The following is a 20607-nucleotide window of genomic DNA, read 5'->3' as shown; positions in this document are numbered from 1 at the left end:
TCCGTAAGAATCATGGTGCAATTTTATTCCCCCAACCGCCGAATAGTAAATCGACATATCATCACAGTGACTGCTGATAATCTGGATGCCCAAGGGCAGGGCGTAGCTCGCCATCAGGGTAAAACTATTTTTGTCGCCGGATTATTGCCCGGTGAACAAGCACAGGTACAACTAACGGAAGAGAAGCGTCAGTTTGCAAAAGCAAAGTTGGTTAAGCGTCTATCTGACAGTCCATATCGTGTAAATCCCCGTTGTCCGCATTTTGGAGTATGTGGCGGTTGTCAGCAACAACATGTTGCGCCTGATTTACAACGTGAGAGTAAAGCCAGCGTCCTCGAACATCTGATTAGACGGGAAACCGGTGTAACAGTTTCTGCCAAGCCGGTGATTCTCGGTCCCGAATATGGTTATCGGCGTCGGGCAAGGCTTGGTTTACATTATCAAGTAAAACAGCATCAAATAAAACAGCGCCAACTGGTGATGGGATTTCGTCAAAATCAATCCAATGAATTAGTGGCGATAAAAGAGTGCCCTGTTTTGCGACCTGAATTGGAACAGTTATTGCAGCCATTATCTCAGTGTCTGAATAACTTGAAAGCGGTTAAACGGTTGGGGCATGTGGAATTGGTGCTGGCAGATAATGGCCCATTGATGATATTGCGCCATCTTGATCCCTTGAAACGGGAAGATAGAGAGAAACTATGCGCATTTTCCGTGCAACATAACGTTGCTGTCTATCTGGCGGCGGATGAAACCTCACTTGAGTCGCTGAATCAACCGCCGGAACCTTGGTATCAGGTAGGCGGCCTAAAACTAGTTTTCAGTCCAAGGGATTTTATTCAGGTTAACGATCAGGTGAATCAACAAATGGTTGCTCAGGCGATGGAGTGGCTCGATTTACAACCGAATGACAGGGTGCTCGATCTGTTCTGTGGAATGGGGAATTTTACCTTACCTATTGGTCGCGTAGTGCAATCTGTGGTCGGAGTCGAAGGGGTTGCCACGCTGGTGGCTAATGGGCAATATAATGCCAGATTAAATAATTTGGATAACATATCTTTCTGCCATGAGAACCTGGAAGCTGACATACATCATCAACCCTGGGCGAAACTGGGGTTTAACAAGGTTTTATTAGATCCGGCGCGTGCTGGTGCGGCAGGAGTCATGTCACACATTGTTGAGTTAGCCCCGGAAAAAGTGGTCTACGTCTCTTGTAATCCAACAACATTGGCGCGGGACAGTAAGATTCTGCTTGAGGCTGGCTATCAAATTATCAGTGTGCGGATGCTGGACATGTTTCCGCATACAGGCCATTTGGAGTCAATGGCGCTATTTAGTCGTTAGGTTATGGTTGGATAGAAGCTATGAAGTAATCGGGAGAGATTATGGTTGCGGTAAGAAGTGCTCATTTAACCCCTGCGGGAGAGTTTGCAGTAAACAGGTGGATCGCTAGTTTAAATGTAGCGAATCTTCAATTGGGTGAGAAATTAGCCGAAACCTGGCGTTATTGTCACGAAAAAGCGCAAAATCATCCTGATTCAGAACTTCTATTATGGCGTGGCGTAGAGATGGTTGAGATCCTCTCTACGCTGAGTATGGATAGTGACAGCATGCGTGCTGCGCTACTGTTCCCGTTGGTGGATGCCAAATTACTTGACGATCAAACCGTCACCGAGGCGTTTGGCAGTGTGATTACCAATCTGGTGAAAGGCGTTATGGAAATGGACGCCATTCGCCAGTTAAAAGCCACTCATCACGATTCAATCTGCTCTGTACAGGTTGATAATGTGCGCCGGATGCTACTGGCAATGGTGGAAGATTTTCGTTGTGTCATTATCAAATTGGCAGAGCGGATCGCCCATTTGCGGGAAGTTAAAGAGGCGACTGAAGATGAGCGCGTACTGGCTGCGAAAGAGTGTTCCAACATTTATGCGCCGCTCGCTAACCGACTAGGCATTGGTCAACTTAAATGGGAGCTTGAGGATTACTGCTTCCGTTATCTCCATCCTGATGAATATAAAAAAATTGCGAAATTACTGCATGAACGCCGCATTGATCGTGAGCAGTATATTGATCACTTTGTCAATATATTACGCAAGCATATGCTCAAGGAGGGCGTTACTACTGAAATATACGGGCGTCCTAAACATATCTACAGCATTTGGCGCAAAATGCAGAAAAAATCACTGGCATTTGATGAGCTGTTTGATGTTCGGGCTGTGCGAATTGTGGTTGAACGTTTGCAGGATTGTTACGCGGCGCTGGGGATAGTACATACTCACTATCGTCATTTGCCGGATGAATTTGATGATTATGTTGCTAACCCGAAGCCAAATGGCTATCAATCCATTCATACCGTAGTGCTTGGGCCAAGTGGTAAGACATTGGAAATTCAGATCCGCACCCGTCAGATGCATGAAGATGCAGAATTGGGAATAGCCGCCCACTGGAAATATAAAGAGGGAGCGGTGGCGGGCAGTCGTGCCGGATATGAAGGACGCATTGCGTGGCTGCGTAAATTGATCGCATGGCAGGAAGAGATGGCTGATTCTGGTGAGATGCTGGATGAAGTTCGCAGCCAGGTGTTTGATGATCGGGTATATGTATTTACACCGAAAGGCGATGTTATTGATTTACCTACCGGTTCTACGCCGCTGGATTTTGCCTACCATATTCACAGCGATGTGGGGCATCGTTGTATTGGAGCGAAAATCAGTGGTCGCATTGTGCCATTCAGCTATCAATTACAAATGGGCGATCAGATTGAAATCATCACACAGAAACACCCGAACCCAAGTCGTGATTGGTTAAATCCAAACTTGGGATATGTCACCACCAGCCGCGGTCGGGCGAAAATCCATAACTGGTTCCGCAAACAGGATCGGGATAAAAACATTATCGCAGGTCGTCAGATGCTGGATAACGAACTGGAACACTTGGATATCAGCCTAAAAGAGGCGGAAAAGTTGCTCATTGCTCGTTATAACGTCCATACACTTGATGAAGTACTGGCGGGAATTGGCGTTGGTGATATCCGCATTAACCAGTTGGTCAATTTCTTACAAAGTAAACTCAAAAAAACCACCGCAGAGGATGCAGATCGGGAAGCGCTTCGCAATTTAGAAAGTAAATCACATCCACAGCGTAGTTCTGCTAAAGATGATGGACGGATTGTGGTAGAAGGTGTGGGTAACTTGATGCATCACATTGCCCGTTGCTGCCAGCCAATTCCCGGCGATGAGATTGTCGGCTTTATCACGCGTGGTCGGGGAATCTCTATCCATTGGGTTGATTGTGAACAGTTGGCGGAGTTGCAGGCGAATGCGCCGGAAAGGGTGGTGGATGCGGTTTGGGGAGAGAGCTATTCCAGTGGTTACTCACTGATTGTGCGTGTTGTTGCGAACGATCGCAGTGGATTATTGCGTGATATCACCACGATCTTGGCGAATGAGAAGGTGAACGTGCTTGGGGTGAGTAGCCGCAGTGATATAAAACAGCAGATTGCCACCATCGATATGAATATTGAGATTTATAACCTGCAAGTACTGGGGCGGATCTTGGCGAAAATCAATCAGTTACCGGATGTTATTGAAGCCAGGCGTCTTCATGGCAACTGACCGTAGGAAAATTTGGATAAAAAATGAAATCATTTGCTATATACCCTATGGATTTCAAGCTGCATCGCGACGGCAAGGGAGCGAATCCCCGGGAGCATAGCGAACTATGTGACCGGGGTGAGCGAGTGCAGCCAACAAAGAGGCGACTTGAAAGATGACGGGTATAGAACGGTTACTGGAGATTATGGCGCAATTGCGCCATCCTCAACAGGGATGCCCTTGGGATAAACAACAGACATTCAAAACCATCGCGCCTTATACATTAGAAGAGACTTATGAAGTCATTGATGCCATTGAGCGTGGTGATTTTTCTGATCTAAAAGAAGAATTGGGCGATCTATTATTTCAGGTGGTGTTCTATGCTGAAATGGGCAAAGAGCAACAGTTGTTTGATTTTGATGATATCTGCCATGCGATTAGCGATAAACTGGAGCGCCGCCATCCACATATTTTCGGTCAGCAGCAGGATATCAGCGGTGATGTGGCTATCAGTGGTTGGGAAAAAAGTAAGGCGCAGGAAAGAGCGCAAAAAGATCTACATTCGGTCCTTGATGACATTCCGGCAAGCCTGCCGGCATTGATGAAAGCGTATAAAATACAGAAACGTTGTGCTGCGGTTGGTTTTGACTGGGATACTTTGGGGCCGGTGCTGGACAAAGTTTACGAAGAGATCGACGAAGTGATGGATGAAGCTCATCAGGCGGTTGTTGATCAACAGCATTTGGAGGAAGAGATTGGCGATCTGTTATTTGCTGTTGTGAACTTATCTCGCCATCTCGGATACAAACCAGAAATTGCATTGCAAAAAGCATGCAATAAATTTGAGAGCCGATTTAGAGAAGTAGAAAAACTGATCCTGAACCAAGGCCAAACCTTGGAAGCAGCGACATTGGAAGAAATGGAACAAATGTGGCAACAGGTTAAGAGACAGTAACCGGAAATAATAGCCTGAAAGCTGGGATTTTTATTTTTTTTAAGAGGGAAATTTGTGTTGAATAAATTTCCCTGAGCTCTGTTTGAGATAGTGTTAAGTGTTGATAAATTAATTTTTTATTAAACATATCTGACCTGTTTAACTTCATTATGAGAATTTACCCAACCTAATTATCTCTACAAAGTAATATGAAATTTCTTCATGTTGTAATATCAAAACATTCATATGGAATTATAATTCTTTTATTTTCATATGGTTGAAATTATTGTTTTATTATCATCACTTTTAGATAAAAATTTGACATATGGTAATATGCATCTAATATTATAAATGTTAACATTTAGTTATAAGTTAATATTTTTGAAACAATTCTGTATCAGTAATAGGGGATTAAAATGGAAATCGAATTAATTGAAGAGTCTGAACCAGAAGTTGAGGTCCTTTGTAATAGTGTTGATTGTCCATAATAACTAAATTAATCCCCCCTTATTGAATTAGGGGGGAAGGCATATAATTATGAATAAAAGAGAAATAAATATATATTTATCAAAATTAATATCAAATCCAAAGTATTCAATAAAAATGTATGAAAATCCAAATAAGTTTATGGATAAATATCATGTTGCTCTGGAAAATAGAGAGGTCTTGATTAATTTTTTTAGAAAAAATGGCGGAAGATTTGTTAACTCATCAATTTTGCAAAAAATAAAGAGAATGGATGGTCTGAAAGGAGCACTCCCCAATATATATAAATATCTAGGTGAAGAAAAGTTTGAATTTGAATTTGAAAAATATTTAAATAGTCTTAATTTTAATAACGAAGTTAAAAAAAATCCTGTCATTGAATCTGAAGTTTTTTGCAATTTCATGATTAACTCAACCGAAGATGAGATATTAGAACTAATTGCATTGTATGAAAAGGAAAAGAATCGTCTTATAATTGATCTGCAAAATATGAATAATAATAGTTGGAAGGATTATATACCAAAGACTGATATAGGTAAGATGGAAAAAATATTTGTTATTTCTCATCCAACTGTGAGGATCAAAAAATTTGCTAAAAATATTAGTGTACTATTGAGTCTCCTTCATAAAGGGGAACCTCCGAATGTTTTGAAAGACCATTTAATGGAAAAAAGAAGTAATATTCTGTTTTATAAAAAAGACAAATCTAGGGAAATTGTCTCATGTATGATAGGTGATATTATCTGTTATATAATATTGTCATGTAAGCACGCAATATTAGCTAGTAATATGTTTAATGAGGCAAGTGAATATTATGGTATTGATAAAAATACTTTTGTATCTACTCTTAAGACATTAAATTCAAAAGGTTTAATCTTTCTTAGTGCTAAGGATATTCGTAATGAATAAATATGAAAAAATAGGTGTTGGTGTTAACTATAGATCATCTTTTTCAAAAGAAATTTTTCAAAATATTCAACATATTGATATTCTTGAGGTACACTCTGAAAAATTTTTTTGGGATGAAGAAGACCCTTACTTAGAAAAATGTTGTAAAGAGGTGCCAATTATATTTCATGGGCTTGATATGTCATTAGGAAGTGAGGACAGTTTGGATGATGAATATATAAGTAAATTAAGGCGAGTTATTACTGATAAGAAACCACAATGGTATAGTGATCATTTATCAGCAACACGGCATGGAGATATTGAAGTTGGACATCTAATGCCAATTCAATTTTCAATTGAAAGTTCATGTCAGATAATAGACAAAATTAAAAAAATAAAATCACAAGTTAGTGATAATTTCATAATTGAAAATATTACCTATTATTATGAAATGCCTATGTCCGATTTATCAGAAATTGAGTTTATAAATAGAATAATTAAAGGCAGTGATTGTGGTATGTTATTGGATATTAATAATTTATATATTAATTCAATGAATCATAATTATGATCCGAAAGAGTTTTTGCTAAAATTACCATTGGATCATGTTGTTGAAATTCATTTGGCTGGTGGTGCATATAAATTTGACATGATTATAGATACTCATGCTAATGATATATGGAGTGAAGTATGGGGATTATATGAATTTGCACTTTCAAAAACTGATGTCAGTGGCGTTATAATTGAAAGAGACTCTAATATTGAGGATTATACAACTATTGTTGATGAGATATCTATAGCTCGTGATATATATAAAAAAGTGTATAGGAAAAAAGTATGAATTTTCTAATTGTTGCACATCCTGATGATGAAATTATATGGTTTAATCCAAAAGTTTTTGACTATATAGTTATAGTTTTCTCTGGTAGAGAAAATAAGCCGTTATTTCATGAGAAGAGAAATCAAGCACTATATGAACATCCTTACTTTTATAAAATTATTAACTTGGGTTTAAATGAATCTGGAGATTGGGAGAAGTTTGAAACTGATTTTTTAAATAAAAAATATTTCAAGACTATATGTAATTCTCTAGAGGAATTAAATATCTCTGAAAATGATTCCATTACCACACATGCTGTAGATGGTGAATATGGACATTATGATCATATTGCTGTCCATCATGCTGTAATTGAAATCTATGGAAATAGAAATACTATCTATACATCTAATGGTTACAATAGAAGCAAAGATGAAATGTTGTTTTCTGGTTATATAAATGATTATGTTAATATAAAAAGAATCTATCAATCTCATGGTGTATGGACTTGGAATAAACATAAACTTCCTCTGGGTATCCCTTCAACTAAACTAGTCATTGATAATAAAAACCTGAAAATAGCATCCGTAGCAAGTATACCGGAAAGAGAATATAATTTACTAATTACTATAAACTCTATTTATTCACAATTAGATGAATTAAATGTATATTTAAATGGATATGAAAAGATACCTCAGTTTTTGAATAGAGATAAAATTAAAGTCTATATGAGTTCTCAGTTTGGGGATTATGGTGATGCCTCAAAGTTTTTTCCATTGAAAAATAAATCTGGGTATTTATTTACACTTGATGATGATTTAATTTATCCAACAAACTATATTGAGAGGCTTGTATTGAAAATAGAGAAATATAATCGAAAACAATTTATATGTGTGCATGGGAATATTATTGATAGAAATTCTTTATTGTCATATTATAAATATAAAAAAGGAATTCATTTTAGTTGTTCACTTGATAATGATATCATTGTAAATGTCCCAGGTACTGGTACATTGGCTTATCACTCATCTCTGCATTCGTTTTCAATAGAATCTTTTCAACTAAAAAATATGTCCGATATTTGGGTTGCAGTTATTGCTAAAAAAATGAACGTGGCAATTGTTTCTGTTGACAGACCTGATTGCTGGATTAGGACATCAATACCAAAGTCTGATCCTAATTCTATTTATAGTAATAGGGAATATTTAGATAAAAAAATATGTGAAGTAATAGAAAGAGAGGAGTTGTATAAGGTATGATAAATAAATATAGAAAAGAATTGAATTGTAAAGGCTATATCCTAATAAAAAATTTTCTATGTCATAAAGAAAAAGAACTACTTAGTACAACCGTGCAATTTCTTGATGATCGTGAGGATACTCCCGGAGAAATGATGAAATATTATGAATCCAGTGTGATTGATAATAAGAAAATACTTAATAGAATAGAAAATTTTATTGATACAAAAGAGGCTTTTTTTATAAAAAAAATTGGAAGAAAAGCGCATGAATTATTATCTTTTATTATGGAAGAAGATTATTTTCTATTTAAAGATAAAATTAATTTTAAGTTAAGTGGAGGAGGAGGATTTTCTCCCCACCAAGATTATCCTGCATTCACTAGATTCATCAATAAAGAAATGTTTAATCTGATGATTCCAATTGATGATACAAATATAGATAATGGTTGCTTATATATTTCAAATATGCCATTTGAAAAAAAATTGATTCCTCATCGTGAAGGTAAGGCATTGAAAAGCGCGTATGAAAAATATGGTTGGGAGCCTATTCAAGCTAATGCTGGAGATCTATTGATTTTTAGTTCATTTTTATTGCATATGTCAAAAGATAATTTATCTCGCAATAAGAGAAGATGTCTTTTTCTTACATACAATGATTTTTCTGAAGGTGATCTTAAAAGTAAATATTTTGACTTCAAAAGAAAGGCTTTTCCTCCATCAATAGAACGCGATGAAAATTATGATTATTCAAAATGGATAAATAATTTAGCGAGAAAGATTTTATAATATATTTTTTCAGCATGAGAATATTATTCCTTGGTTGATTATTGGGAAAAATTCTTATTAATCTATTAATTTGGTAAATATAATGAGAATAAAAAATCGGTATTTTTATAGGAATAGATTGTACAATGAAATTCCTGATTTTAAGATTACTCCAGTTAATAAAAATTTAAGTTTGATGGAGTTTCCTTATCAAATAAAACTGGACTCAGAATTGTATTCGGATAATCTGAAAGAAATTAGCATAAATCGTTATCCTATTTTTGATGCAAATATAATTAAGGAAAAATTATGTGAAATTGATGGTGTTGAATATAATGAAAATATTCTTCTTGGTAATGGTCTTTTAGAGTTGATTCAAACTATTTTATTATCTTTTTCTACAAAAAAGACTAATTTATTAGTTCCAGACCCTTCGTTCTTTATGTTTACAAGATTAGCAAGCATATGTAGAATTGATGTACATAAAATTCCTTTAAATGATGATCTCAGTCTTGATGTACAGGCATTTATATATTCAGCTCAAAAATATGAAAACTCATTAATTATTATTGATAATCCTAATAATCCAACCGGAGTATTATTTGGGGTGGATGAAATAAAATGCATTATTGAAAACTGTAAGTGTCCTGTCATCATTGATGAGGCATATGTAGCTTACTCTGTGCAAGGTTCAGATATATTAAGTCTTACTTCGGAATATGATAATCTCATTGTTCTTCGTAGTTTTTCTAAAATTGGTTTTGCAGGATTGCGTTTTGGATATTTATTTTCTAATCAGGATTTTGTTTCATATATTAGTAAGTTTTCTTTAATGTACTCAATGTGTGATATAAAAATGAAGTTAGTTCTAGATATTATAAATGAAGGTAAAATTGATATAGAGAATATATTAAATATAAAAAAATATAGAGATGTTATGATAGATAAGATATCAAAGCTAAATGATATTCATGTAACTAGAAGTCAAGCTAATTTTATTTTCTTTTCAGGAGGTTTTAATAATATTAATTTATTTAAAAATAAAGTCATTGAAAATGGGATGAAAATAAATACTTTCCCATTAGGTTATTCAAAGATCACAGATAATAGTATAAGATTATCTATTGGTGATAAATTAACGAATGATATTATTTTAAACCTTATCTTGGCGAACTTTTATTGAGGTTTATATGTACTATATAATTGGATATGAAAATGTTCTTGAATTTATTAATAAGACTGTGGGTTCGTATGATATATCATCGAATTATTATAATGAATTTATTAAACAATATTCTGTTTTTAATAAAATACCCGATTCTAATATACCTCTTATAACTTCATATGAAGGTGCTTTACCATATTGTTACGAACATCTATTTGCACTAAAAGATAAGTATGATAATAATTCTATTAAGATCAACTCAATGCTTATAAATAATGTTTTTTATGAATGGCTCTATACATTGTCGAAGTATGATAAAATCTATGAATTAATGAATAGGATTATTAAAATAGTTATTATAAATAAACTATCTTCATATACAAATGGTACAACACAAAAAACAATTGGTCTTGCTTCTATGGATTTTAAAGAGGAATTTGATTATCAGGACTTTGTTGAATTGATGTTTCATCAATTGACTCATATGATTCTGTTTATTGATGATATTGCCAATATGCATATGAATGAAAATACCAAAATAGTTCATGTAGAGGTTGAAGGGGTTAAATCTGTTTTTGGTAATAATATGTTTCCCATATATCTACTATTTCACAGTTATATAGTGGGTGTAGAGATTCTTTCTTTTAGGTCTCAATTGTTTGGATTAAATTCATCTGCAAAATATCATGGTTCTACAAATAGAATTATGAAATTATGTAAAAAAATGTCAAATGTTATTAACAATAATATATCTATGTTTTCCGGGCGTTCAAGGGAGATTTTTAAAGAGTCCCTACATTTATTGAACTTATTTGAGTCTTATGAGGAAATAAAATGATGTACAATGGCTACCCTCTATTTAATAACATTAAGAAAATTATTAACTCTGATTATTATAATTTTAGCGAATCATACAATAATAAAATAATCAAATATATGTATAAGGATGATGTGGATAGTAGATTAAGCAGTGAGATTTATAAAGAAATATCTTTGGATGGATGTATATATATAATTGATTTTTCTAATTTCCAGAGTGTTGATGATGTATCATCATGGCTCGAAGGTGTATTTGGAAAATCTATCACTTATAAGAATAGAGGTTTTAAAGAATATGAAACAATAAAATCCATTGATAATCCAAGATGGTTTTTTGAATCAAATGGAACCCAGCCGGTGCATACAGATGAAGGGCATGAAGAAAAACAACCAAATGTAGTTGTATTACATTGTCAAAATCCTTCTTATGAAGGTGGTGACAGTATATTGGTTGACTCAGGTGCTGTTTATAACTTTATTTTTAATAAATATGGAGAAAAGTCTGGATTATTATTTAATGATGAATGTCTTTCTCGTTTTTCCAATGGTAAGTTTTTTCAAAAAAGAATATTTTCAAGAATAGAAGATAGAGTTGGAATATCGTTTTCACCATTAATCAATAATTTTAAATGTACGGAAGAGGTTTACTCAATGCTTATGGATATCAATATATTTATACATCAAAAGGAAAATCAATACCGATTGCATTTAAGGGAAAATCAATGTATTGTGTTTAGTAATTATTTGTATTTGCATTCTAGGACGAAATTTCCGAAAGACTCACAAAGGACGTTGTTTAGATTTTGGTTTTAGGGGATTGTATGAATTTAATAATAGCTGATGCATTGGAGTATAGAGACAGAATAAAAAAATTTGCGTCCGGGAACAAAAATGTCATTATATTTCTTTGTTTCTTATTACTTCCGGCAAAAGCCAGTGGTGTAATTGAGTTCTTAATTATCTTGTCTTCGAATATTGTTACTCCAGAGAACTATATCAAATCGTTTTATTTCTCTTCCATATCCTTAATAATCTATGTGTTATTTTATTTGGTTAATATAAGGTTTTTTCCTACAGCGAGGAAAAATTCAATTGTTGTTTCTTTGGTAGATAAAAAAACATTGTTTCTTTGTAGTATCATTTTTTTCATTTATAGTTCTTTTCCGATGATTATTTTCTTTTCTTTAGGTTTTTTTTCTGGAAATGCTAATTCTTTATATTATTCTTCATCTATGTTGTTTTTGATTGTTTCTTTTGCTGTAATTGGATTTTGCTTGTTTGAGTTAAATTTATTATGTTTTATTTTGGTTGCTGCATTCTTTATTCTTTCTGCATCATTGAGAAATGGAGTATTGTATAATTTTATTTTTACATCGGCTATTTTATTAATAGCGTTTAGATTATATTTAAGCTCTGCATCATGTCACACAATTAATCAACATAAGAAATTATTCTCATCAGGATTTTTTTTATCACCTTATATTATAAACCTACGATACCATTTCCATAAAAATAAAACATCGTCATTTATTATGTTATTATCTGTTCTGATTTTATATATATTATGTGAAAATGCGTTTTCTCAAATTCCAGCCAAGGCTGATTATATATTACTAACATATTTCAGTGTTGTTATCTATATGTGCATGTTATTGTTTTATAATCTCTCATATATTGAAATGAATCGATTTTCATATTTATTTAATTTTTTGTCTATGCAAAAATTTTTATTTTATAATTATTTGGTTTCTTTGTTTTTATTTTCTATTTTAATTTCTGCTTTTTGTTTTTTTGTGGTTAAATCATTTTCAGTTATTATGTTTATATCCTATATTTTTCTTTCAGTTATTCTCTCATTTATTTCTTTATTGAGAACTCAGTATACGAAACTTATTATTCTCTGTGTTATTGTCTCTTTTACATGCTTTTTTGGGGTTATTTATGCTTGAAGTTATTGGACTGGAAGTTATTATTAATGATAAGATTATTTTTTCAGAAAGCAATTGTAATTTTTATGTTGGATTGAACCGTATTGCGGGAATGAATGGGTCGGGTAAAACGACTTTTCTTTCAAGTATTGCGGGTATGAATAAGGTTAAAAAAGGAATGGTTAACTTTATAAAAAAGGAGAAAAAATATCGATTTAATTTACAGAAATATGGTTTTTATGTATCAGATAATGTTGATTTTTATAACTTTATTACTGGGATGGATGTGATAAAGCTATGCAAACGTTATAGGAAAAATAATCTAAGACATCAATTAGATTACTATTTAAATGGTTTTGGCATATCTAAATATTCTGGTATTGAATATGGGCAAATGTCACTTGGCACAAAAAAGAAATTCTTATTGACCTCAGCTTTTATTACGGATGCAGATGTTTATATTTTTGATGAGCCAACAAATGGCCTTGACTCCAATTCAATAACATTTTTAATAGAATTGATGATTTCTATTGCAGAAGAGAAAATTGTTATTTTTAGCTCACATGATGATAGCTTTTTGCAGGGATTAAATTTCACTACCTATGAAATAAATGGTAATAAAATAATGCATCATAGGGAATAAAATATCCTAATTAGTAGTAATGTAGCGTTGCCTGAATGTAAAAACATAAAACAACGCAATTTCCGTTAAACCTCAGTAATTAATGGCAGTAATCCCAAATTCAACAACTGAATTTCAATATCATTGGCTTTATCAATATCATCCTGATTTTCGCCGTCAAAAATGCCTTGTTTGGTGATAATTAATGTCCCCAATTGTTCTTTATCATTGGTAATAGGCAAGATTTCAGCGGCCATTGGTAATAATGCGGGATCTATAACAAAGGGTAAATAAATCATCCACCCAGCACTTAACCTGTCGGGGAATACCTGATTTTTCTTCAAGGTATAACCGTTAGTTTCTACCATAATGTAGGGAGCATTACGACTGAGAACTAAAAAAGTAATAAAATCAATCAACCGTGAAAACTGAAACTCTTTTTCGTCAATATTAAGATCTATTGTTATCTCAGTTTGTCCTAACCTGTCACTACGATAGTTCTCATAAAATAGGGAACAGGCAAGATCATCATCTTCACCATCCCAAATACTTTTTCCTATAAAAGGAAAATTTTCTTTGTAATTTTTTTCAAACATTTGAAACGCTTTTTCCGTCGGGTGGTTCTCTTCAAAAACAAGGTGTTCTAATGCTTCTTTACGAGTATGGCCTGTCAAATACCAAGCCTTATGACGGCCAAAAAAGTGATCGATTTGCTGAGTAATTCTATATAAATCAGTTAATACTATTTGGGGACTCAACGGTTCTTGCCGGTCAAAATACAGCTTTATTTCTGGTGATAAAATGATCATTTGTTATCTCGCATTATCTGAATAAGGGGGTATGAAATACTTTAATATTGGGATATTTAGAAAACTCTTTTGAATAGTAAGCCGCGCTCATAGGTTCCATAAAATGCCAGTGGGAACGTGGAATGCCATTCAATGAAGTGCATACTTCTTGCTGCCGTCCTCCTTGGTTCCTCATTGAATCTTTTCCCGCCCACCATTCCATTGGCTTTCCCTTCCTAAAAAACTGATCATATTTAGCTTTAGATTCCAGAAATAGGCATGCTTTTGGTCGCCAGCCATCAAAACTGACCCCCAGACATTCCCATACTTGTATGAGTTTTGCGTCCGGTTTGTAAACGGTTTTGGCTATCTGGAGTTGATAATCAAGGGTAACCTGTGAATATGAACTGGTACTCTCCCAACTGGGACTCACTTTCTCAATGGCGGGGCAAGCCTTGCATTCTTCCCTTGTTGTACTGATCACATCCGTTCGGGCTTCCGCTTGCTCTTTTTCATCATCCTTGTCTTTTGTCATTTCCGTAACGCCGAGGCCCACACCAACGCCAACCAATATGCCCGCAAGGGCTGATGCCGCATATTCGGCAGCAGTCAGGGCTGCCGGGACTAACAGAGGTAAAGGCATGTTAATTGCTCCTTTTCAACAACTTATCTATTATTCTCAAGATATCTTTGTATTGTTGTTCCGGGTTTTCTCCTGCTTCAAGGGCATTTTTGATTTCTGGTACACCGTGGAAATTAAGATTAAATGCCGTTAAATAAAGGTATGATTTAATCAGCTTTTTATCTTTAAAGCCCAGGTCTTCGATTAAATACCGATAGGCTTCTTTAAGCCGCTTATGCAAATTTTTCTCATCCTCATGCACAACCAAGTCGGCATGTTCTGACAAAATGCATTGCCTGATTTTTTCAATATAAGTATTGTCCTCTGCATCAATAATTTTATCGAATTGTTCCTGAGTCAGTATAATCATGGCACCGCTCCTTAAATCATAAGCGACTGTTACCTATAATGGGGCCTTTGGGTTGAGTGTGATTTAGATGAAATGATCACTATAGAAGCAATAATACTGTTTTTTAATCAATTAAAGCAATAAAATCATCCGACATTGAGAATAAACAGGCACGATTGACTTCATGGAAAATAAAGTTTGTGTCTGTGCTCATGTTGACATTGACAATGCTATGAAAGGGGCTGTTATCCACGTACAACGAATGAATCGGCTATGTTTAAGCAGAGATGGGGCTAATGTGGGACAACAAAATGCGGGAAAAGTACCTTAATTTGCGTTCAGATTATTTGTGGCGAATTTAAGGTTCGGGTATACTGCTTTCCCGTCCTGGTTATATCCATCATCTTTAAACCTAAACTTTCAGGTTCAGCATGAAAACTAATTATATTTTTGTGACCGGCGGGGTCGTATCCTCTCTGGGTAAAGGCATTGCCGCAGCCTCTTTGGCGGCTATACTCGAAGCCCGTGGACTCAATGTCACGATTATGAAACTGGACCCGTACATCAATGTCGATCCAGGTACGATGAGCCCAATCCAGCATGGGGAAGTCTTCGTTACCGAAGACGGCGCTGAAACTGATCTCGATTTAGGTCACTATGAGCGTTTCATCCGCACTAAAATGACTCGCCGCAATAACTTTACGACGGGGCGGGTTTATTCCGAAGTGCTGCGCAAAGAGCGCCGTGGCGACTATTTAGGGGCGACCGTTCAAGTTATTCCTCACATCACCAATGAAATCAAAGATCGCATCATCAGTGGTGGTGAAGGTCATGATGTGGTGCTGGTGGAAGTTGGCGGTACGGTCGGTGATATTGAATCGTTGCCATTCCTTGAAGCCATTCGCCAAATGGCAGTCGAAGTTGGCCGTGAACACACTTTATATCTGCATCTGACACTGGTGCCTTATCTGGCGGCGGCTGGCGAAGTCAAAACTAAACCGACTCAGCACTCGGTAAAAGAGCTGCTTTCTATCGGTATTCAACCGGATATTCTGATTTGTCGTTCAGATCGCGTTATCCCTGCTAATGAACGGGCAAAAATTGCACTTTTCTGTAATGTGCCGGAGAAAGCGGTTATCTCCCTAAAAGACGTTGATTCCATTTATAAAATCCCAGGGCTATTGAAATCTCAAGGCTTAGATGATTATATTTGTAAACGATTCAGCCTTGATTGCCCGGAAGCAAATTTGTCCGAATGGGAGCAGGTCATTTACGAAGAAGCTAATCCTTCTGGTGAAGTCACTATTGGGATGGTGGGTAAATACGTTGAACTGCCTGATGCGTACAAATCCGTGATTGAGGCATTGAAGCACGGTGGATTGAAGAATCGTCTGACGGTTAACATCAAGCTGCTTGATTCTCAGGATGTTGAAACTCGTGGTGTTGAATTATTGAAGGGACTGGATGCGATTCTGGTTCCTGGCGGCTTCGGTGGTCGTGGTGTGGAAGGCAAGATCATGACAGCCCGTTATGCGCGTGAGAACAAAATCCCTTATCTGGGGATCTGTCTCGGCATGCAGGTGGCATTGATTGAATTCTCTCGCCATGTTGCGGGCATGGGGAAAGCTAGCTCAACAGAATTTGAGCCAGATTGCCGGTACCCGGTTGTTGGCCTGATCACCGAATGGCGTGATGAAGACGGTAATTTAGAAGTGCGTAGCGAAGAGAGTGATCTTGGTGGAACGATGCGTGTGGGTGGTCAGCCATGTCACCTGACAAAAGATAGCTTAGTGCGCGCCTTGTATGGGGCAGATACGATTGTTGAGCGTCATCGTCATCGCTATGAAGTGAATAATTTACTGCTGAAACGTATTGAAGATGCTGGTCTTCGGGTAGCGGGTCGTTCAGTAGACCATAAATTAGTAGAAATTATTGAGATCCCAGACCATCCTTGGTTCGTGGCTTGTCAGTTCCACCCAGAATTTACTTCCACACCTCGTGATGGCCATCCGTTATTTACTGGTTTTGTTAAAGCCGCCGGTAAATATCAGAAAGGCCAGCTCAAATAAGATGTGCAGTGAGTGACGGCATCATGAAGTATTCCGTCACTTACCTGAAATGTAACTTGTACTGAGGAAAACCTAATGTCCAAAATCGTTAAAGTGATCGGTCGTGAAATCATTGACTCCCGTGGCAACCCAACCGTAGAAGCAGAAGTGCATCTGGAAGGGGGTTTTGTGGGTTTAGCGGCTGCGCCCTCTGGTGCATCTACCGGTTCTCGCGAAGCGTTGGAACTGCGTGACGGTGACAAATCCCGTTTTATGGGTAAAGGTGTATTGAAAGCTGTTGATGCAGTGAATGGCCCGATTGCACAGGCAGTTATCGGTCAGGATGCTAAAGATCAGGCTAACATCGACAGAATCATGATCAACTTGGATGGTACTGAAAATAAATCCAAATTCGGTGCTAACGCGATTCTGGCAGTTTCTCTGGCTAACGCTAAAGCGGCAGCGGCGGCGAAAGGCATGCCATTGTACGAGCACATTGCTGAATTGAACGGCACTCCGGGTAAATTCTCTATGCCATTGCCGATGATGAACATCATTAATGGTGGTGAACACGCGGATAACAACGTTGATATCCAGGAATTTATGATTCAGCCGATTGGGGCAAAAACGTTGAAAGAGGCGGTGCGTATCGGTTCTGAAGTTTTCCATAGTTTGGCTAAAGTTCTGAAAGCGAAAGGCATGAGCACTGCGGTTGGTGACGAAGGGGGCTATGCGCCTAACCTGGAATCTAACGCGGCTGCGCTAGCTGCTATAAAAGAAGCGGTGGAACAAGCTGGTTATGTTTTGGGTAAAGATGTCACTTTGGCTATGGATTGCGCCGCTTCTGAATTCTACAACTCAGAAACGGGTAACTACGAACTGAAAGGTGAAGGTAAGACTTTCACTTCTCAAGAGTTCACTCATTATCTGGAAGATTTGACCAGAAAGTACCCGATTGTTTCTATCGAAGATGGATTGAATGAATCTGACTGGGAAGGTTTTGCTTACCAGACAAAAGTTTTGGGCGAAAAAATCCAGTTGGTTGGCGACGACCTGTTTGTCACCAATACCAATATCCTGAAAGAAGGTATTGAGAAAGGCATTGCTAACTCCATTCTGATTAAATTCAACCAGATTGGTTCTCTGACAGAAACACTGGCAGCGATTAAAATGGCAAAAGACGCAGGTTACACGGCGGTAATTTCTCATCGTTCTGGTGAAACGGAAGATGCGACTATTGCTGATCTGGCAGTAGGGACTGCGGCAGGCCAAATCAAAACCGGTTCTATGAGCCGTTCTGATCGCGTTGCTAAATACAACCAATTGATCCGTATTGAAGAAGCTTTGGGTAATCGTGCTCCTTTCTATGGCCTGAAAGAAGTAAAAGGTCAGGCTTAATTGGTAATTAAGTATTAGCATTAAATAGGAGGGGTAAAACCCTCCTTAATGCCTTAACCAACATACGAGCCGTTGTTAACGTTGCCCCGAAAATAAAAAGGCTGCTCGCCGCAGTTGGGTAGACTCATCGATGGTAACGACGCTGCCATTGCCGGGTACGCCATTGCAGTGGGATTGCGTTGGTCACTATTGCGTTGGTCACTGATAATACGTGAGAGTTTAAACGAGCGCGGCTTTTTTGCGTGGCAGTTTTGATGTGTTGAGCGTTTCTGATCTTTTTGCCGGTAGTGGAACAACTACTATTACTATGTAAAAGTGAAATTACAATTTCAGATAATTGGCTACCAAGTCATATTTATAATCTTTTGACGTGTGGCTACAAAAAGGCTGCGGTGTTCTAATCAAACACACAAAGGGAGCATTTACTATGACTGATACTGTTGTCAGAGCCAGGGTGTCACCAGCCTGCAAAGCGGCGGCGATGGCAAATGCCAAAGCACTTGGACTCGATTTGTCTACCGTTATACGCATGGTTATTAATTGATTAGCCGCAGAAGGTCGGCTACCGGATGGGTTGCTGCAACCGAATAGCGAGACGTTACAGGCAATTCATGATCTAGAGAACGGGATAGGCGTTCACCGTGCCAACACGCTTGATGAATTAAAAAGTGATCTAGGTTGGTAACAGTGCTGATTTTCGTTTATCAGAGCCGATTTAAAAAGGATGCCAAAAAGTACGTCAACAATAAAAAGCGCAAGAAATCATTATGAAAACCCTTGCGCTTTTGCAAACCGGCCAGCCATTACCACCAAAGTATAAAGAACACCGCCTGAACGGTAACTATATTGGTTATTTGGAATGTCATGGAGCGCTGGATTTACTTCTGATTTATCGACGTACGGACACTGAATTGATATTGTATCGAGTTGGTAGCCATGCTGATTTATTCGGATAGCAAGAGGATAAGTGATTGATTTTTTAAATGTGTTTGTTGAGCGGAGAGCTAACTGTGATTCGAAGAGAAAGAATTAAGTTGAGCTGTGTGTAATAGGTTGATGTTTGAGCATGACAAACCTGAAATAATTTTATTCTTCCAAATGAAAGGCTAAAACCACCAGCTTTAGCTGCGATACTGTATTGTGCCGGCGGTCTGACAGGAGGGATAAAGCCCTCTTTCATAAGGGTAATAACCCGATAACTTCTACAACGTCAATTTTTGAGTTTTCCTGAGGCAGTCGGTGTAGCTATGTTTTCACATGTGAAACTTTTCGCCGATGGATTAATAGCGAGAATCCCCTCCTTAATGTTGCTGAGAAGATTTACCTTGATATAACGGATTTTAGTTAGCTGTCTCAACAATAGTTCGGATATATCCATACTTGGCAATTAGAGCCTTGTATTGGTGTGACAGAATTACCCGATAAGCTGAGAGCTAGATGATGTCCGATGGTCGGGCTTAGAACCACGGTTGCAAGGTTAAAAAGAAAAAACATTTAAACAAGACGAAGATCTATTTTTTAATAAAAAAGACACGTTAATCTTTACCCAACTTCTTTTATGGGAATTATACCCTTGCCTGATATCAAACATACTTATTTTATAACAGGGGCCGTAAGAGAGAACGGTATTTAGCGTATGTGAAATTATTAAAGATCACCTTATTTTCCATGCGTTATATCAACCACTCTTTAAGAAAGTCCCTTGATCCAAAAATTAATGAATCTTTGTGGTCATCTTTTATATATACGATCCATCTTGGAAAAGGATATTGATGAAAATGAATCAGCGAGAAACTAACGTAAGCATACTGGCAGGGAATTCACGAGTTTATCTTAATGAGGATAGTAAAATAGTTATCGAAGCTCAGTTGAAAGCTTTTGAGGCTGCTCTGATATTCGCCAAGCGAAGCCAAGATGAATGCGGTCAATTACCGAGGATATCCGTGGCGTTCGATCATCATGGGATATTTCGCCTCCAGTTCCTGATAGAGAACCTGAGTGACTGCTCCCCTCCGTAAACGGCGAGGCTTCCCACTTCTCAGGCCGCCACCGTCGATGCAACGGATTTACGCTGGCCTCCGTGGGCAGAAACGACGAGCCCCGCCGCCTGTAATTCCTGTATGCCCTTGCGCTCGATGTTGA

The 20607-nt window shown here is 37.0% G+C and carries 18 protein-coding genes and 3 pseudogenes; 17 read left to right on the top strand and 4 right to left on the bottom strand.

Annotated features, from left to right (window positions below):
- Positions 1-12 precede the first annotated feature (12 nt).
- The 11 genes from rlmD (at position 13) to EAE93_RS16815 (ending at position 13281) form a co-directional block, all read left to right on the top strand.
- Positions 13-1344, top strand: a complete 1332-nt coding sequence (gene rlmD / locus EAE93_RS16865) for a 23S rRNA (uracil(1939)-C(5))-methyltransferase RlmD (protein WP_214040172.1) — start codon at positions 13-15, stop codon at positions 1342-1344.
- A 41-nt stretch (positions 1345-1385) separates the two neighbouring features.
- Positions 1386-3617, top strand: a complete 2232-nt coding sequence (relA, locus tag EAE93_RS16860) for a GTP diphosphokinase (RefSeq protein WP_040149625.1) — start codon at positions 1386-1388, stop codon at positions 3615-3617.
- Between the two features lie 154 nt (positions 3618-3771).
- On the top strand, positions 3772-4551 hold the full coding sequence (gene mazG, locus EAE93_RS16855) for a nucleoside triphosphate pyrophosphohydrolase (RefSeq protein ID WP_214040171.1): 780 nt from the start codon (positions 3772-3774) through the stop codon (positions 4549-4551).
- A gap of 516 nt (positions 4552-5067) precedes the next feature.
- Positions 5068-5925 carry a hypothetical protein gene (locus EAE93_RS16850; RefSeq protein WP_214040170.1) on the top strand — a complete coding sequence of 286 codons (858 nt, stop codon included), beginning with the start codon at positions 5068-5070 and terminating at the stop codon, positions 5923-5925.
- Positions 5918-6745: an MbnB/TglH/ChrH family RiPP precursor modification enzyme gene (locus EAE93_RS16845; protein ID WP_214040169.1), complete on the top strand. Its 828-nt coding sequence runs from the start codon at positions 5918-5920 to the stop codon at positions 6743-6745. Before EAE93_RS16850 ends, EAE93_RS16845 begins: the two co-directional genes overlap by 8 nt.
- Positions 6742-7980 (top strand): hypothetical protein, encoded by a 1239-nt coding sequence (locus tag EAE93_RS16840; RefSeq protein ID WP_214040168.1) that lies wholly within the window; start codon positions 6742-6744, stop codon positions 7978-7980. Before EAE93_RS16845 ends, EAE93_RS16840 begins: the two co-directional genes overlap by 4 nt.
- On the top strand, positions 7977-8747 hold the full coding sequence (locus EAE93_RS16835) for a phytanoyl-CoA dioxygenase family protein (protein ID WP_214040167.1): 771 nt from the start codon (positions 7977-7979) through the stop codon (positions 8745-8747). The genes EAE93_RS16840 and EAE93_RS16835 overlap by 4 nt, the downstream gene beginning before the upstream one ends.
- A gap of 118 nt (positions 8748-8865) precedes the next feature.
- A complete protein-coding gene (locus tag EAE93_RS16830; protein ID WP_214040166.1) occupies positions 8866-9909 on the top strand; it encodes a pyridoxal phosphate-dependent aminotransferase in 1044 nt (347 codons plus the stop codon).
- 7 nt (positions 9910-9916) lie between these two features.
- Complete coding sequence (locus EAE93_RS16825) at positions 9917-10729, top strand: hypothetical protein (protein ID WP_214040165.1); 813 nt, start codon at positions 9917-9919, stop codon at positions 10727-10729.
- Positions 10726-11523, top strand: a complete 798-nt coding sequence (locus EAE93_RS16820) for a TauD/TfdA family dioxygenase (RefSeq protein WP_214040164.1) — start codon at positions 10726-10728, stop codon at positions 11521-11523. Before EAE93_RS16825 ends, EAE93_RS16820 begins: the two co-directional genes overlap by 4 nt.
- A gap of 1128 nt (positions 11524-12651) precedes the next feature.
- Positions 12652-13281, top strand: a complete 630-nt coding sequence (locus tag EAE93_RS16815; RefSeq protein ID WP_214040163.1) for an AAA family ATPase — start codon at positions 12652-12654, stop codon at positions 13279-13281.
- A gap of 65 nt (positions 13282-13346) precedes the next feature.
- On the opposite strand, the gene EAE93_RS16810 is transcribed toward EAE93_RS16815, so the two are convergent.
- Genes EAE93_RS16810 through EAE93_RS16800 form a run of 3 tightly spaced genes read right to left on the bottom strand, consistent with a single transcriptional unit; the run spans position 13347 to position 15040 of the window.
- Complete coding sequence (locus EAE93_RS16810) at positions 13347-14069, bottom strand: Imm52 family immunity protein (protein ID WP_040149634.1); 723 nt, start codon at positions 14067-14069, stop codon at positions 13347-13349.
- A gap of 13 nt (positions 14070-14082) precedes the next feature.
- Positions 14083-14691 carry a restriction endonuclease fold toxin 5 domain-containing protein gene (locus EAE93_RS16805; RefSeq protein WP_214040162.1) on the bottom strand — a complete coding sequence of 203 codons (609 nt, stop codon included), beginning with the start codon at positions 14689-14691 and terminating at the stop codon, positions 14083-14085.
- 1 nt (position 14692) lies between these two features.
- Positions 14693-15040, bottom strand: a complete 348-nt coding sequence (locus tag EAE93_RS16800) for a hypothetical protein (protein ID WP_036780498.1) — start codon at positions 15038-15040, stop codon at positions 14693-14695.
- A gap of 410 nt (positions 15041-15450) precedes the next feature.
- Between EAE93_RS16800 and pyrG the strand changes: the two genes are divergently transcribed.
- The 6 genes and pseudogenes from pyrG to EAE93_RS16770 all read left to right on the top strand — a co-directional run.
- Positions 15451-17088 (top strand): glutamine hydrolyzing CTP synthase, encoded by a 1638-nt coding sequence (gene pyrG, locus EAE93_RS16795; RefSeq protein WP_214040161.1) that lies wholly within the window; start codon positions 15451-15453, stop codon positions 17086-17088.
- Positions 17089-17163: 75 nt separating this feature from the next.
- Complete coding sequence (eno, locus tag EAE93_RS16790; RefSeq protein WP_110086581.1) at positions 17164-18465, top strand: phosphopyruvate hydratase; 1302 nt, start codon at positions 17164-17166, stop codon at positions 18463-18465.
- 114 nt (positions 18466-18579) lie between these two features.
- Positions 18580-18720 carry a hypothetical protein gene (locus EAE93_RS16785; protein ID WP_161786675.1) on the top strand — a complete coding sequence of 47 codons (141 nt, stop codon included), beginning with the start codon at positions 18580-18582 and terminating at the stop codon, positions 18718-18720.
- Positions 18721-18946: 226 nt separating this feature from the next.
- Positions 18947-19150: pseudogene (locus tag EAE93_RS16780) on the top strand (type II toxin-antitoxin system RelB/DinJ family antitoxin).
- A gap of 82 nt (positions 19151-19232) precedes the next feature.
- Positions 19233-19421 (top strand): type II toxin-antitoxin system RelE/ParE family toxin, encoded by a 189-nt coding sequence (locus EAE93_RS16775; protein WP_246593432.1) that lies wholly within the window; start codon positions 19233-19235, stop codon positions 19419-19421.
- 822 nt (positions 19422-20243) lie between these two features.
- Positions 20244-20468 (top strand): annotated as a pseudogene (locus tag EAE93_RS16770) (hypothetical protein); the annotation flags it as partial.
- Positions 20469-20503: 35 nt separating this feature from the next.
- Here EAE93_RS16770 and EAE93_RS16765 read toward each other — a convergent pair.
- Positions 20504-20607: pseudogene (locus EAE93_RS16765) on the bottom strand (RNA-guided endonuclease InsQ/TnpB family protein); the annotation flags it as partial.

The sequence above is a fragment of the Photorhabdus akhurstii genome, assembly GCF_018448925.1.
Classification (GTDB): domain Bacteria; phylum Pseudomonadota; class Gammaproteobacteria; order Enterobacterales; family Enterobacteriaceae; genus Photorhabdus; species Photorhabdus akhurstii.
This window is presented reverse-complemented; position numbering and strand designations above follow the sequence as displayed.